Here is a 14,483-nt window from a genome sequence, read left to right as displayed (position 1 = left end):
ATCTTTTTGAACCAATTAATTGATCACTGCACAATTACCCGTTGATTGATATTCTTGTCGCTTACAAGCTTAAGTATATAAACACCCGGCATCAGATCATTTACCTGTTGCGGGTTCGCGGCCGTAAGCATGAATGAGCGCACGAGTCTTCCGCTCCCATCAAACACCTGTACAACATCTTTTTCGATACCCGTGAGGCTTACATTGAAATGATCGATAGCAGGCACGGGCCATGCTTTTAAGTGAATACTTTTATTCGTTTCTCCAGTTACCCACCGGATAACAGAATAAGAGAAGCGGCCATCGATATCCTGCTGTTTCAACCGGTAATAAGTTCGCCCCGTAAAATTATTGGCATCTGTAAGAGTGTATTCATTAGAGAAATTACTGGTACTAGAAGGTGTTTTCGTGCTTTCGAAAGCAACCACAGCAAAACTAGTATCGATTTCTTTTCTCCGTTCAACAAAGAATCCTTTGTTGTTGATCTCCTGGACCGTTTTCCAGGTAAGCCGAACCTCGTTGCTGTTTACGCGGCTGGCAAAAAGGTCGAGGCCCGTCACCGGCAAAATGGTTAACGTATAAGGCTGTAAAATACCCTGTGTAAGCAATCCGCCGGTTTGCTGCAAGCTGGTACTGGCAACTTCACCAACAGTAAATTCAAGCATCAGGGCATTTTTCAATAGTGTACCACCGCCGTTATCAATTCCTGCCGACCCGCTGGTTGTTTGGGCATTTCCCACTGTAGGTATGCTGGTGGTGGTGCCAGCGTTGGGTTGTAAAAAATCAGGCGTATACATAATATCAGTGCTGTTTACTGCCGCCACTACCGGGCCTCCTACTGCATCTTCCAGTAACAGCCCCCCGCACTATGGCTTTGTCCGGCAGCATTAATGGTTTGTATACTCAATTGTTGCGCTGAAGTGACAGTACAAACCAGCAACAACAGCACCGCCATTTTACATTTTATTACTGCCATCATCATATAAGAGGCTTATTTGTTTATTAATAGTTGTTAACCGGTCAAATGAAAATGTACGGATTAATGTAACTGCATGTAACCCGAGAAATAATCATTAAAATTGAGTGCAACGCCAGAGTTATTGCGGATGCAGAGACCTAGGTTATAAGTGCCGCTGGAAAGTGATATAGCTCCATTATAACTAACGATCCTCCTGTTTGATTCCACAATGGCCTCCGGGTAATTGGTAGGATTAAATGGAGTAATGGATCCGCCACTTGAATTTTGCCAGCACGCACAGAGAGACACTGTAGCCCCAGTTCCCAAATTAGTACCTAATGATGCACTAAAGTTACCGGTAATAAATTTGTTACCACCCACAATAGTAATACTTTGGGTTGCACCTACAAACACCCAATTGGGGCTGGTAGGAATGGGATTAGGTACCTGGCCGGCAAATTGTTTTATTACAGGAGCATTGGTTACAATAGTTGAAGGCTGCCAGATGCTGCTATTGGAATTCCAGGTTAACACCTGCCCATTCGTTGGCGCTGTAACTGAATCAACCGTACGGCCACCAATTTTAGCACTGTTAACTGCAGTATTAGCAGCTAATGCAAAAGGCACCGATACCAGTTGCTGGCTGCCCATATCCGTAAAAACACCACTGTTGTTTACATCCAACTCAACTTTTATAAAGCGTGTTTTGCTGCCATCTGTCCATTCTGTATTACTGATACTGCCATAAGTAGCGCTGGCTCCGGATGAGCCTATCTGAACATTAAACAAGCCGAGGGCATTTGTGGTAACCGTTCTGGTTTCGCTGTAAAAAGTGGTGGCGCTGCTGGCATCTGAGGCATTCAAGCTGATACGTATTTTAATGGTTTGATTAGCCAGTGCCTGACCACTATTATTACGCGCCACTGCCTGGTAGTTTATTAATTGAGGCGTTTGGGCTGCTGCTATGGTTGTTATAAACAACACGACCAATAGAAGGTGTAATTTTTTCATTTCATTTTTATTTTGATACCACAAAGATTGCTCTCCCTGAAAATGCCTGCAAACAGAGTTAAGTCATTATGCTATTCAATGCCTCCAAACGTATAAACAGCGCGACGAAGTGATTTTCTGAAGAACGGAGCAATGCCGGCTTTTCACCTTAACCTGTCAGGCATCCGTTTCGGTGGATTATATGATCATGAACGATGACCGCACTTTAAGGCCATTTTTATCCGGTTTAAGGCCCTTTTTACCAGGGTAGTTCGCTTTTCAGAGCACTTGATTATATACATTCGTATTTTGAAGGAAATTTCCCACCTCACTAAAGTAATGATGAAATTTTGCCGCCTGTTTTGTGCCTTATTATGCGTGTTTTTAAATTTGGGTGTTTACGCTCAAACTGGCAATATTTTCTTTCATGATATAACTGTCAGAAACGGATTAAATGACGGCAACGTAACTTCCATCACCCAGGACAAATACGGGTATATCTGGATTGCTACCCAAGGTGCATTGAATCGTTTTAATGGCACTACCATTGAAAGATTTGCCCATAAACAGGGCGATAGCACTTCGGCACCCGCCAGTATTCCTTATTCAATTACCAGCGGGCCAGATGGACGTTTGTGGTTTGGCTGTGACAATGGACTGTATGAATTTGATTTTGCAAGCAATAAATTCAACAAGCATGCCCTGCTGCAAAACTGGTTTATAGCAAAAATAATAGCAGCACCTAAAAATCAATTATACCTGATCTGTAATGGAAGTTTGTATGAATACAACACAGTCCAACAAAAACTGACCGATCTCAAAGAGAAAAATGCAGTCATTAATCAATACCCCAATTACTCATTATGCCTAAACGGCGATGCGCTGTACATAGGAAGTAAGGGAGGCTATACAATATATAACAATGCAACGAACCAGGCTGTGTTTAATAGCGTTACTGCATTGAGTCAATTAACCGTTAACCGCATTATGGTCGACAAAACGGGCTATGTATGGTTAAGCAATTTTTCGAATGCTAAACTGGTCAGGTATCATGCGGAAAATGGGCAATCGGAGATCATTTCAGATCATCCTGCTATAAGATCACTGAACAAAACAGCTTCTTATAACGATCTTATCTGCGATTCAAAAAACAATACCTGGATAACCACCAATGTTGCGGGCCTGCTTCAATACACACCGGCAACCAGGCAGGTGAATCATTATCTCAACTATAAGGATAAGGATTCATATAATGCCGGCCACATACTGATTTGCCTGTTTTCAGATGCCGGTGAGCGGTTATGGATCGGTAAAGTAGGAGGATGCAGCTATTTTTACCCTGATAAAAACCTTTTTTCCACCTTACTTCCCTTTCCCGAAAAGGAAAGGATCCTGACAAGCCGTATTGTACGGGAGGACAACAGTGGAAATTATTGGTTTTCCACAGGACATGGGATATCATACTATGATCCCCATAAAAACACCTGGAGTGTTTGGAGAAATGAACCCGATAAAAAAAATGTCATCTATAATAATTCCGTTCGGGGATTGGAGATCGGCAGTGATGGCAGAATATGGCTTGCAACCGGAGGAGGTATTAACTGTTATGATCCGAAAAGCAATAAGATGGCCTTCTTTGACGAGAAAGATTCTATTCCCAAGGCCTTCTATTTTACAGCCAATAAAGACCGCCAAGGGCGTATCTGGTTTGGCACGAACGGATACGATGGCTTATATTATTACAGCGAAAGTGCCCATAAATTTTACAGCGTACGACAACACCCCCTGCTCAAACAATTCATTGGCTACCCGGCGCGCATAGTTTACGACGACAGCAAAGGTCGCATCTGGGTTGGTTATGGAAACGGGCTGGCCATGGCTGATGAAAAAAACGGTGTATGCAAATTCTGGAAAAATAATGACAGTAGCCGTAACACCATTATTGGCAATATGGTCATCGATATCAAGGAAGACAAGAAAGGGATTGTTTGGGTAAGCACTTTCAACGGCGTAACGGGCATTGACCTCGGGAAAGATCAATACTATTGGATAAATGAAAGTCAAGGATTAAAAACCAATATCGCCTCTTCCCTGGCTGTTGATACGGCCAACCGGTTATGGATTGGTACCGCCGCCGGCCTGTATATGCTGGATGAAAAAAGACATAACCTGTATTATTTCGACGAAGCTTCGGGGCTTACCAGTGCAGAATTTACAGAACACGCCGGGTATCAAAAGGATGATAGGATAATAATGCCTACGACTAAAGGCTTTATCAGGTTCAGGCCTTCGGAATTTAAAAAGGAAGAGCATCAGATCCCTTTTTATATAGCATCTGTTGAAGTGCAGGGCGAAAAGAAATGGGTGGATAAAGGTAATAATAATCAACTGCACCTGAATGCCGGGCAAAACTCCTTCACCTTATACCTGGAAGCGCTGAATTATAGCAACCCGTCACAAACCTGGTTTGCCTATAAACTATCAGGGTTTGAAAAAGAATGGCATTATACCACCGATCCCAAAGCGGTCTATACAAACATACCGGGAGGCAATTACACCTTTCTTTTCAAAGCAGCGATGCGTAATGAGTTTGATCATGTTGAAGAAAAGCAGCTCACTATTACTATTAAAAAATACTTCTACACAACTTCCTGGTTTTGGACGCTGATAACCTGTTCAGGTGCGCTTGCACTGTATGTGCTTTATCGTAACAGAATGAACAAGCAGCGGCGCATTCTTCTGTTGGAAACAAAAGCTGAAGCGCTGGAAAAGGAAAAGACGCTGGTACAGTACGAGAGTTTAAAGCAACAACTAAACCCGCATTTTTTATTCAACTCTTTAACATCGCTGCGTAGCCTGATAAGATCAGATACAAAACAGGCCACCGGATTTCTGGATGGGCTGAGTAAGGTATACCGGTATGTATTGAAAAGCGGAGACCAGGAACTGGTGCCCTTACAGTTTGAGTTGGAGTTCGTTAAAGTATTTATTGATTTGCAGAAAACACGATTTGGGGAAGGCCTGCAGGCTAATATTACAATTACCGAGAATAACTATGGAAGGTATATTGCACCGGTGAGTTTGCAAAACCTTGTTGAGAATGCTATTAAGCACAATACAACCGATAAGGATAGCCCGCTTGTTATAGATATTTATATCGATGCGGAATACGTTGTTGTAAGAAATAACCTGCAAAAGTATCACCTGGTAGAAACCAGCAATAAAAAGGGGCTGACCGGTTTACAAACCTTGTACAGGTATTATACCGACAAGCCCATAGCAATAATAACCGACGAGCACTATTTCATTGTAAAAATCCCCTTGTTATAAATCATGAAAGCATTAATTATTGAGGACGAGCAATTGATTGCAGCCGAAATGCAGGAAACCATTGGCGCTGTTGCGCCTGACATAGAAGTGCTTGAAATTATACCCAGCTTGAAAGCTGCCCGTAAATGGTTTATGGCCAACAAGGAACCCGACATACTTTTTATGGATATAAAACTGAGCGATGGCATAAGCTTTGAACTATTTGATCAGTTTCTCTTGAAATGTCCCATTATATTTTGTACGGCTTATGAGGAATATGCTATCAGGGCATTTAAAGTAAATGGAGTAGATTACCTGTTAAAGCCCGTCCAGGAAGAAGACCTGAAAAAGGCCATCAACAAAGTACGTAACCTGCGGCCTGGCGCCTTTCCTGAATCCGTAGACATGCAGCACCTGATGAGCTTTTTCACCAATCCCGGCTCCCCAAAACAACAGTATAAAGAACGTTTTATTATCAATACCAATAATAAATGGACACCTGTTGAAACCAGCAGCATCGCCGTATTTTTAAAGGATAACCTCAATTACATATACACTTTTGGCGGTGAAAAGCATATCTATGATTTTTCAGCGCTCGATGAGATCGAGGAAGTGTTGGATCCACAACTTTTTTTCCGGGCCAACCGGCAGGCAATCATTCACATCAATGCCATCCAATCAGTCAAACCCATTGGCAATCAAAAACTGACTATCCAGGTAAGGTCCCCGCTGAAACTGGAAGTTGATGTAAGCCGGGAAAAAGCTCCTTTATTGAAGAAATGGATGGATAGATAATGACCAAAAAACAAATACAATTAATACAAAGGAGCTGGCGGTTATTTCAGCAAATCAAGCCAACCATCGTTGGCGACGTGTTCTACAGCAAACTATTCGTCATTAGTCCGTCATTGCAGAAAATGTTTGGCACAGATATGAATGCTCAACATGAAAAGTTGATGGAGATGCTGAGCCTCATCGTGACCCGACTCGATAACCTGGACGTGATCTCAGCGGAAATAACTGATTTGGCTGTTCGTCATATTAAATACGGCGTCATCCCTGCATATTATAAAATGGTAGGAGAAGCTTTGTTATGGACGCTTGAACATGGCCTGGGAAACGACTGGAACGAAGAATTAAAAGAGGCATGGGAGGCATGCTATAAAAAACTTGCAGCGGCCATGTTAGCCAGCGTTTGAATACCGGAAGTGGGTTAATGCAAGAAGGCTGTATCGATTGATACAACCTTTTGGTATTGCTCAAATCCTCAGACAGTGTCTGACGAATTACCAGTTGCCTTGTCCCCTGTCCCAGAAAAAGGGTGGTTCTATTCCCAATGCACGGAGATACACATATCCCTGGCCACGGTGATGATTTTCATTGTCGAGCCAATACAGCATGATAGAATATACCTTCCCTTCATATTGTCCCAAAGCAGCATCCATTTCCTGCCAGCGTTCCGGCCTGATGGAGGGCCATTGCTCATTCAGCAAGGCAGTGGCATCGTCCCAAAACCGCAGGATGCCCGCTTTCGTAGTAGGTTTGGTATCACCTGCATACAGTTCCTCCACATCTTTCCATTGGCCTGTAGCCGTGCCATGTGCCCCTACAATGGTCAGCCGGATCAGTTCCAGCACCAATTCTGAAAAAGGGCGCATTCCCCCTATTGAAAAATCAAACAGTTTGTCTTCCGGGAAGGCTTCCACTACACGCCTGGTGAGGTGACGATGCCCCTGCCAGTGTGCGAGTAATTGAGCAGGTGTAATGAACTCTGTGGTGCTGATAACATTGTTTTGCATAAATGTGGTTTTTATTGTTGGTTACCACACAAAGAAAAAAGCGGGTAGTGACAGCCCTATGTCAGCAGTAAAAAATAAAGTTGGGAATTATATATTATCGGGGCGCATAAGGCTTTTTCAGGATCAGTTCTCCTTCCAGGTTGACCTGGGTGGTAGCACTCCCCTTTTCTATGCTTTCGAGCAATAAGTGCGTGGCCAGGCGTCCCATTTCGGGTAATGGTTGTTTGATATAAGCAAAGGGGGCATAAAAAAACTCCAAAGCCTCTGTTTCATCAAAGCTCACAATAGCCAGTTGGTCCGGCACTTTTACCGGCAGGGTGCTGATATACTTCAATCCTGCCAAGGCAATATTATTGGCGCTGAACAACAAACCATCTACGGGCTCCTCGCCGGACAGCAGGGAATCAATGGCATTTTCGATCGCCGTTGTTTCCAGCTTTATATCTACCTCCCTGACGAGCTTTTTGGAAACGGGCAACCGGTGTTTCTTCAACGCCGCCGTATAGCCCCTTCTGCGTTCCTGCAGGTGATGCAATTCTGTTTTGTAAGTGATCATCCCAATCCGGCGACAACCGACCTGGATAAGGTGCTCAATGCCTTTAAACGCCATGCCATAATTATCCAGGGCAACATAGTTGGTAGGGAGATCGGGGAAATAACGGTCTACCAGTACGAAAGGCACCCGCTGTTGTTGCAGGTAGATCAGCTGGTGCTCGGAAAAAGCGGGCGGTGCAATGATCAGGCCATCCACCTTCCGGTCGAGCAGGGTGTCGATCAACTTGCCGCATTTGTGGGCATTCTCATCGTTGCTGCTGTAGATCACGGTATACTGATGCTGCTCGGCCTCATCTTCGATGATGCGTGCCAGCCCCGAGGAGAATGAGTTGGCAATATCGGCTACAATAAGGCCAATGGTGTAGGTCTTATTGGTTTTGAGGCTGCGGGCTACCTGGTTGGTGCGGTAGTTCATTTCGGCCGCAGTTTCCCGTATGCGCCGGGCCAGTTCTTTGGACACCCTGTTTTCCCGTTTATTGTTCAGGACATAGGAAACCAGGGCTGTCGACACCCCTACCTTTTGGGCAATATCTTTTAAAGAAACCTTTCGCTCCATAGCACAATCGTGGTCTAAATCGCTCTAACACCTTTCAGATACTATCCTACCCGATGCAGTCAATATACTGACTATCAATCGAATATTACTACCGAAAGCATTAAAGGCATGTTAAGAATCGCTGAAACCCGCGCCGACTGGTTAAACGTTTAACCAAATATACTTACTTTTGTGTAGTCAACACACATTTCAAGTTACCCCGTGCCCGTCAGCTACAGCAACCAGGCCGGAATAATGGAACCCAAAACGTGAGTATGGAAAGATTAACAAATGTGGGGCTTATAGAGGGTACCTCTCCTGCCGGGACTTTTAAGACTGATACGCTCGGCAACCGTCACGGTTTTCACCTTAAAAAAGTGATGGTCCCCAACGGTTCGCCGGAGATCATCAAACTACATTATCCGCAATCGGAAATAGTGTACGACAAACGCGCCATCATGGAGGACTCAACGATAGATCTCATAGTAATATCCGGAGCTGCGAAAAATGACCTAGACCTGGTAGCCGAAGTGCTGCAAACAGGTAAACATGTAAGATTGGTATAGTGCAGCGATGATCATAGGATTGCATGTCATAAAAGAAAGAGATTACCTATGGGAACTGGGCCAAGCGCTCACATGAGATACCCCCTCACACACAACGAATGCCTGCTGACAAGTGGGCATTTTTATTTTTCTACGCTGCTGCCATCAATCTGATCAATGCAACATATGAAACAATCGAGTTTATTAAGTACGCTGAAGCCAGGCTTGCTAACCCTTACACTGGGAGGCATGGTAGTGGGCATGACGGAATTTATGATGATGGGTGTATTGCCTGATGTGGCTACTTCACTCGATATCTCTATTCCTTCAGCCGGTCACCTGATCTCCATCTATGCCCTGGGGGTAGTGATCGGTGCACCGCTGATGACGGCACTGACGGCTAAGTACAGGCCCCGGACGGTACTGCTGAGCCTGATGGGTATGTTTGCGTTATTCAACACCTTGTTTGCGCTGGCCCCGGGTTATGAATTGTTGCTGGTGACAAGGCTGTTTGCCGGTTTGCCGCATGGGGCCTTCTTTGGAATGGGCGCTGTAGTGGCCAGCAGACTGGCCGATCCCGGCCGCGAAGCAAGATCGGTATCGATGATGTTTGCCGGACTTACCATTGCGAATATTGCCGGTGTGCCGCTGGGTACCTGGATGGCGCATGCGATTGGCTGGCGGTATGCCTTCCTGGCCATTGCGCTGATAGCGCTGGTGGCTGCACTGAGCATCAAAAAGTGGATGCCCAACTTAACGCCATCGCCCTATGAGGGATTCAGCAAAAGTGCCAAGGTCTTCAAGCAACGGGATATCTGGATCATCATCGGTATTTCCAGTATTGGTACCGGTGGTTTGTTTGCCTGGATCAGTTATATCGCCCCGCTGATGACGGAAGTGGGCGGGTTCAGCAGCAGCAGTATCAGCAGCATCATGATCATTGCCGGCCTGGGTATGGCAGCGGGCAATTTCATTGGAGGCAGGCTGGCGGACCGCTTTTCGCCCTTGAAAACAACTGCCTCACTTTTACTGACCATGATCGGGTCATTGCTCATCGTATCGGTAGTGAGTTATTATAAGGTACCGGCCATTGGTATGACGTTCATTACGGGGGCCATTGCTTTTGCCGTGATAGCTCCCATGCAAATGCTGATGATCAGGGCCGCCAAAGGTGCGGAAATGCTGGCCTCCTCAGCTTTGCAGGCCAGCGCCAATATGGGCAATGCGCTGGGGGCCTGGCTGGGCGGAATGCCCATTGCGGCCGGATATGGTTACACATCACCGGAATATGTAGGCGCCGGACTGGCCCTTACCGGTTTCGTTCTTTGTATGGTGCTTGCCAAACAGAAAAAACGACCTGTTGTCGTTCCGCAACCGGAGATACAACAGGCCATTCATTCACCATTAAAAGAAAAAAGTTATGAAAACAGCATCTCTTAGTATCAGCAACCGCCTGAAAGGCATTATCAGCCTGTTCAGGTCGTTTGAATCCAAGCCCCGGTATGGTACCAAACAACAAAGCCAGGCTATCAACAACAAGGAAATTACAGACGGCACACAAGCTATGAACCAGGTGCATGCTGGTCATTTCCTGTCAGGCCCCCATGGTATATTTAACCCACAGCTTATATAAGTTACCGTAAGGTTTAAGATATGGGCTTGGGCAGTGATACTATTACCTGAAATAAAATAGATTATTTGATTAAACGCAATTCCTTTTCGCATTAAAACCATTCAATGGTATCCTAATTCTTCCTACATTTAGTTAGTACAGGTCCCTTGCAGACCTCATTGTAAACCTTATCTTAAAAAAAATGACCCACTTTTTACTCCAATGCAGAGGCTGGCTACTGCTTTGCCTAATGTTGATGTTATCAGTTACCGGTATCACGCAAACTGAAACCCATGATTTTATCACTTACGATACCTTATGGCAATCGGGCACTACCAAAATCATGATGACCATTTCCCGCCCAACACATATGTTCACTGCCGGGCACGTCGATACTGCCTCCCGGCCCGTATTCATTACACGCCCCGGGGCCGGTGAGAACAACGGCAATAACGATACGATGAAAATGAACAACCGTAAGTTTGGCCCACATTACTGGATGAACAATGGCTGGGATGGCGGCATTCAATTAGGCAATGGCAAACATTATCCCATCATCATCACCTGGAGTACCAATGCCGCTAACATCAGGCCCAATATCGTATATGCCTGGCTGACCTATGTACTCAACACCTATCATATAAAGCGTAATGCTGTTCATGTGGCCGGCTTCTCTGAAGGAGCTTTTACCTGGGGAAGATATATTTGCTACAAAAACCCGGTAACGCCCGAAGGTCCTATGAGCACGATTACCAGTGCTGTGTTCTTACAGGGGCAGTCAGACGCCTGCTGTATGTCGGGCTTTCCGGCTGCCGACAACTGGGGATATGGCGGTTATGGGACCTGGGCGCAGAAATATAATGGTAAATTCTTTGGCCTCGAAGGCACCACAGATGGCCGTTCCGTATGGAAACCAAGGGACACGATTGCCAATCGTGGATTTGGCGCTAATGCTTACTTCAGCTTCGAAAAATTGGGCGGAGGCGAGCATTGCTGCTGGAACCAGATGTATAACCCCAACGCCAAAGACTGGCGATGTGTAACTCCCATCACCAATACGGCTGTTATAGGCACCAATGGCCTTCACCCCAATAGCATGGGTACTTACATCGGCGGAAGCATCTTTGAATGGATGCTTCGCCAGGGCGATACTTCCATGGTGGGCATTGAGCCACCACCTAACCAGCCACCCATGGCCAATGCCGGCAACGACAGAAATATCTACCTACCGCAGGACAGTTTACACGTTTCCGGCTCCGGAACTGATACAGATGGATCCATTATATCCTATACCTGGACCCAAAGCAGCGGACCTTCTGCCACCATCGCATCGCCTTCCACACCAGCTACTACCGTTACCGGCCTTTCTGTGGGGACCTATATTTTCAGACTGACCGTAACAGATGATGACGGTGCGACAGGATATGATTCATTAATTGTAGTAGTGGCGGATACTTCAACCGGCGTGGTATTGAAAAAAGTAAACGTAAATGTTTACGGCGGCACCAATCCATATAACAATGCAGCCTGGAATAACTGGAACAATAATGTCAACAGTACCATTATCAACCTGCTGTATGAAGACAGCACAGCATCAGGCTACAACGTTTCACAAACCCTTACCAATGGAGGGGCTGCGGTACTAACCCCTTCTGCAGACAATACGGCTACTTATGGAGGTACTATGTGCCCACCGGAAGTACTCAGGTACGCATCCTATGTTACAGTGGGCAGGTTTCTTACCATCAGTGGCCTTGATGTGAACAAAATTTATAACATCAGCTTATTTGCCAGTAGAAAGGTAGCCAACCCCACCACCAACAACACCAATTTTGCCATCAATGGAGACACCATCAATATCCTTACTGACAATAACCTCGCCAACGATGCCACATTCACAGGCATTACACCTAGCGTATCGGGTACCATTGTGGTTAGTGTCACGAGAGGTGTTGGTGGCACTTATACCTACCTCAATGGTTTTGTGATCGAAGAAGCAGGAACTGCCTTACTGCGAACAGCCGGAAAAACAACTACGCAAAAAAAGATATCAGATGAAGCTGCGCCGGCAGATCACACATTGGAAGTATTCCCCAATCCTGTTCCCGACCTTGTGAACCTGGTCTTGACCAACAAACTCAAGGGCACCGTTACAGTTACGCTTACCAACCCTTCCGGAGTTATCATGAGAAATTCCCGATTGCAGAAAGGAAGTACACAATTAACTACACAATTGAATGTATCCGGGCTGTCAAAAGGTGTCTATTTATTAAAAATCACCATGGCCGGGTATACTGAAGTGAAACAAATAGTGAAATTATAGAGTGTTGTCCATCCAATAAAATGGCTGCCTGCAGAGAATAGCAGGCAGCCATTTTAGGGTATAGTCAGTTTATTGGCCAGCTACATGCCCGTGAATATTTTTCATTTGACGGGTATGGCGTATGGTATGGCAAATGGCAAAACTGATCAATTCCCACCTTGTAAGCTCTCCTATTCCGGGAAATGGGAAATCAGTGCAGGTTAGCGTAAGGTCCATCGTGCGGGTTTTAGAGGCGATCTCATCGAGGGCTGTCCTGAAACCATGGAGCAGCTCATTTCTGTCGTGCGGACCATTGGAAGGAAGGATAAACTCTGGTGATTTCATTTTCACTTCAAAATCAAGGAAAATGGTTTCAATGGTCATTACGTGCTCATCTCCTTTCCTTTCAGTGGTAGGCCGGGTGTTGCCTGCCATCAAAGCTGGTATGCCGCTGATGGACTTCAACAGGTGTTCTGATACCTGACCTGCCGTCCAGCTACCGGCAAAAGGTACTTTATTGAATTGCTCCTGGCTAAAATCAGCGATGATGGCCAGTACACCCCGGGCAGCAAGATCCAGTTCATATAGTAGCTTTTGCAGGTCATTCATTGGCAGGTCGATGAAGTTTTTTACAGCCATATACGCTTGTTTTATGAGTAAGGAATTGTTGCAAACCTACTGTCAATTAGCTAGATACAGGATGTGCAATTACGACAATCTACGGGTGAATTGCGTCATCAGCACGCATTTACTGACGCCGATTTGTGTAGAAGCTCTGCCGCAATTCTCTCCTTTCAGGTGTCTTTAGCTGGCAGGTATGAAAATTGTGCCGGTCATACCTTTTCATCCAAAACTTACCATTTATGGCTATCGTAAAAGTCATTGAAGTGATTGCTTCTTCAGAAAAAGGCATTGACGATGCTTTAAAAGTGGCCGTAGCTGAAGCCTCCAAAACGATACGGAATATCGACTCGGTGTTTGTCAAAGACATCAAAGCACATGTGAAAGATGGCAAGATCGTTTCCTATGGTGTGATTGCCAAGATCTCTTTCCGGCTGGACTAATAACTCGCAGTTCCTGATCAGGCCCCCTCTTTACTATTTACCAACTTCAGTAATCGCTGTGCATTAAAAGCGGCATAGCCTGCCTGATCATTGTCAAAATACAAATAGACATCCTTTTTTTCGTGCTGCCATTGATGGCATAGTCCTGCCCATTTTTCAAGGGCCTTTTTTGGATAATTCCCCTGGTATTTATTGCCTGGGCCATGCAGTCTTACATATACAAAATCAGCCGTTACTTCCAGAGGGGAAAGGTGCTTATCAAGATGGTAGATACAAAAAGCACAATTGTATTGCCGTAATAAAGCAAACACCTCTGCATGGTACCAACTATGATTTCGGAATTCGAAAGTATAGCGTTGCCTGCCGGGTAGCTGCTTTAAAAAAGCAGCGAGTCTATCGATGTTAATATTCCAAGCCGGTGGCAGCTGAAACAAAACCGGCCCCAGCTTTCTATCCAGTTCTCCGGCACGCCTGAGGAACTTTTGTATACTGGCCCCATCAGGATTGAGCTTTTTCATATGGGTAATGAAACGACTGGCCTTTACTGAAAAAATGAATTTTGCCGGTGCTTCCATTTTCCATTGCCGGAAGGTTGCAGGAGCTGGTAATTTGTAAAAGGAGTTATTAATTTCAACCGTATTAAAATATTGACTATAATAATCGAATTGGCCGGCATCTTTTATTTCCTGCGGGTAAAAAGTACCCTTCCAGTGCTTGTAGTGCCATCCCGAAGTACCAATGTATATTTTTGTATTTCTCCTCATGTAAATAATTGCAGTTCTGCTGTATAACAGGTTTACCGGACGCTTTGCTT

14 protein-coding genes are annotated in these 14,483 nt (G+C 45.2%); 8 read left to right on the top strand and 6 right to left on the bottom strand.

The features are described from left to right. Positions 1–23 precede the first annotated feature (23 nt). Both D3H65_RS02355 and D3H65_RS02350 read right to left on the bottom strand, forming a co-directional pair. Positions 24–797 carry a T9SS type A sorting domain-containing protein gene (locus D3H65_RS02355; RefSeq protein WP_119048718.1) on the bottom strand — a complete coding sequence of 258 codons (774 nt, stop codon included), beginning with the start codon at positions 795–797 and terminating at the stop codon, positions 24–26. Positions 798–1,039: 242 nt separating this feature from the next. Beyond that, positions 1,040–1,969: a hypothetical protein gene (locus D3H65_RS02350; RefSeq protein WP_119048717.1), complete on the bottom strand. Its 930-nt coding sequence runs from the start codon at positions 1,967–1,969 to the stop codon at positions 1,040–1,042. Positions 1,970–2,338: 369 nt separating this feature from the next. Between D3H65_RS02350 and D3H65_RS02345 the strand changes: the two genes are divergently transcribed. The 3 genes from D3H65_RS02345 to D3H65_RS02335 are packed head-to-tail and all read left to right on the top strand — an operon-like array spanning position 2,339 to position 6,456. Further along, on the top strand, positions 2,339–5,278 hold the full coding sequence (locus D3H65_RS02345) for a ligand-binding sensor domain-containing protein (RefSeq protein WP_162915367.1): 2,940 nt from the start codon (positions 2,339–2,341) through the stop codon (positions 5,276–5,278). 3 nt (positions 5,279–5,281) lie between these two features. Then, complete coding sequence (locus D3H65_RS02340) at positions 5,282–6,052, top strand: LytR/AlgR family response regulator transcription factor (protein ID WP_119048715.1); 771 nt, start codon at positions 5,282–5,284, stop codon at positions 6,050–6,052. Beyond that, the gene (locus D3H65_RS02335; protein ID WP_119048714.1) at positions 6,052–6,456 is read left to right on the top strand and encodes a globin domain-containing protein; all 405 of its coding nucleotides are present in this window, start codon (positions 6,052–6,054) and stop codon (positions 6,454–6,456) included. The genes D3H65_RS02340 and D3H65_RS02335 overlap by 1 nt, the downstream gene beginning before the upstream one ends. An 87-nt stretch (positions 6,457–6,543) precedes the next feature. Here D3H65_RS02335 and D3H65_RS02330 read toward each other — a convergent pair whose 3' ends face one another. Together D3H65_RS02330 and D3H65_RS02325 are read right to left on the bottom strand one after the other, a co-directional pair. Further along, positions 6,544–7,056, bottom strand: a complete 513-nt coding sequence (locus tag D3H65_RS02330) for a DinB family protein (RefSeq protein ID WP_119048713.1) — start codon at positions 7,054–7,056, stop codon at positions 6,544–6,546. Positions 7,057–7,150: 94 nt separating this feature from the next. Beyond that, complete coding sequence (locus tag D3H65_RS02325) at positions 7,151–8,167, bottom strand: LacI family DNA-binding transcriptional regulator (RefSeq protein WP_119048712.1); 1,017 nt, start codon at positions 8,165–8,167, stop codon at positions 7,151–7,153. Between the two features lie 254 nt (positions 8,168–8,421). On the opposite strand from D3H65_RS02325, the gene D3H65_RS02320 reads away from it, so the two are divergent. The 4 genes from D3H65_RS02320 to D3H65_RS02305 all read left to right on the top strand — a co-directional run bounded on the left by D3H65_RS02320 (position 8,422) and on the right by D3H65_RS02305 (position 12,626). Further along, positions 8,422–8,712 (top strand): oxidoreductase, encoded by a 291-nt coding sequence (locus D3H65_RS02320; RefSeq protein ID WP_119048711.1) that lies wholly within the window; start codon positions 8,422–8,424, stop codon positions 8,710–8,712. Positions 8,713–8,877: 165 nt separating this feature from the next. Beyond that, positions 8,878–10,131: an MFS transporter gene (locus D3H65_RS02315; protein WP_211345604.1), complete on the top strand. Its 1,254-nt coding sequence runs from the start codon at positions 8,878–8,880 to the stop codon at positions 10,129–10,131. Beyond that, complete coding sequence (locus D3H65_RS02310; protein WP_119048710.1) at positions 10,112–10,324, top strand: hypothetical protein; 213 nt, start codon at positions 10,112–10,114, stop codon at positions 10,322–10,324. The genes D3H65_RS02315 and D3H65_RS02310 overlap by 20 nt, the downstream gene beginning before the upstream one ends. Positions 10,325–10,553: 229 nt before the next feature. Then, positions 10,554–12,626, top strand: a complete 2,073-nt coding sequence (locus D3H65_RS02305; RefSeq protein WP_162915366.1) for a T9SS type A sorting domain-containing protein — start codon at positions 10,554–10,556, stop codon at positions 12,624–12,626. Between the two features lie 69 nt (positions 12,627–12,695). On the opposite strand, the gene D3H65_RS02300 is transcribed toward D3H65_RS02305, so the two are convergent. Further along, positions 12,696–13,244, bottom strand: coding sequence for a DinB family protein (locus tag D3H65_RS02300; RefSeq protein WP_211345603.1), 549 nt, complete (start codon positions 13,242–13,244; stop codon positions 12,696–12,698). Positions 13,245–13,468: 224 nt separating this feature from the next. Here D3H65_RS02300 and D3H65_RS02295 point away from each other — a divergent pair, with 224 nt between their 5' ends. Then, on the top strand, positions 13,469–13,669 hold the full coding sequence (locus tag D3H65_RS02295; RefSeq protein WP_119048708.1) for a dodecin family protein: 201 nt from the start codon (positions 13,469–13,471) through the stop codon (positions 13,667–13,669). A 17-nt stretch (positions 13,670–13,686) separates the two neighbouring features. Here D3H65_RS02295 and D3H65_RS02290 read toward each other — a convergent pair whose 3' ends face one another. Further along, positions 13,687–14,433: a DUF72 domain-containing protein gene (locus D3H65_RS02290; RefSeq protein ID WP_119048707.1), complete on the bottom strand. Its 747-nt coding sequence runs from the start codon at positions 14,431–14,433 to the stop codon at positions 13,687–13,689. Positions 14,434–14,483: the final 50 nt, after the last annotated feature.

This window comes from Paraflavitalea soli (assembly GCF_003555545.1).
In the GTDB taxonomy this organism is placed as follows: domain Bacteria; phylum Bacteroidota; class Bacteroidia; order Chitinophagales; family Chitinophagaceae; genus Paraflavitalea; species Paraflavitalea soli.
This window is presented reverse-complemented; position numbering and strand designations above follow the sequence as displayed.

Excerpts from the sequence above, each read along its gene's own strand:
- D3H65_RS02355 (WP_119048718.1), bottom strand. The coding sequence starts at position 797 with ATGTATACGCCTGATTTTTTACAACCCAACGCTGGCACCACCACCAGC.
- D3H65_RS02350 (WP_119048717.1), bottom strand. The coding sequence starts at position 1,969 with ATGAAAAAATTACACCTTCTATTGGTCGTGTTGTTTATAACAACCATA.
- D3H65_RS02340 (WP_119048715.1), top strand. The coding sequence starts at position 5,282 with ATGAAAGCATTAATTATTGAGGACGAGCAATTGATTGCAGCCGAAATG.
- D3H65_RS02335 (WP_119048714.1), top strand. The coding sequence starts at position 6,052 with ATGACCAAAAAACAAATACAATTAATACAAAGGAGCTGGCGGTTATTT.
- D3H65_RS02330 (WP_119048713.1), bottom strand. The coding sequence starts at position 7,056 with ATGCAAAACAATGTTATCAGCACCACAGAGTTCATTACACCTGCTCAA.
- D3H65_RS02325 (WP_119048712.1), bottom strand. The coding sequence starts at position 8,167 with ATGGAGCGAAAGGTTTCTTTAAAAGATATTGCCCAAAAGGTAGGGGTG.
- D3H65_RS02320 (WP_119048711.1), top strand. The coding sequence starts at position 8,422 with ATGGAAAGATTAACAAATGTGGGGCTTATAGAGGGTACCTCTCCTGCC.
- D3H65_RS02315 (WP_211345604.1), top strand. The coding sequence starts at position 8,878 with ATGAAACAATCGAGTTTATTAAGTACGCTGAAGCCAGGCTTGCTAACC.
- D3H65_RS02310 (WP_119048710.1), top strand. The coding sequence starts at position 10,112 with ATGAAAACAGCATCTCTTAGTATCAGCAACCGCCTGAAAGGCATTATC.
- D3H65_RS02305 (WP_162915366.1), top strand. The coding sequence starts at position 10,554 with ATGTTGATGTTATCAGTTACCGGTATCACGCAAACTGAAACCCATGAT.
- D3H65_RS02300 (WP_211345603.1), bottom strand. The coding sequence starts at position 13,244 with ATGGCTGTAAAAAACTTCATCGACCTGCCAATGAATGACCTGCAAAAG.
- D3H65_RS02295 (WP_119048708.1), top strand. The coding sequence starts at position 13,469 with ATGGCTATCGTAAAAGTCATTGAAGTGATTGCTTCTTCAGAAAAAGGC.
- D3H65_RS02290 (WP_119048707.1), bottom strand. The coding sequence starts at position 14,433 with ATGAGGAGAAATACAAAAATATACATTGGTACTTCGGGATGGCACTAC.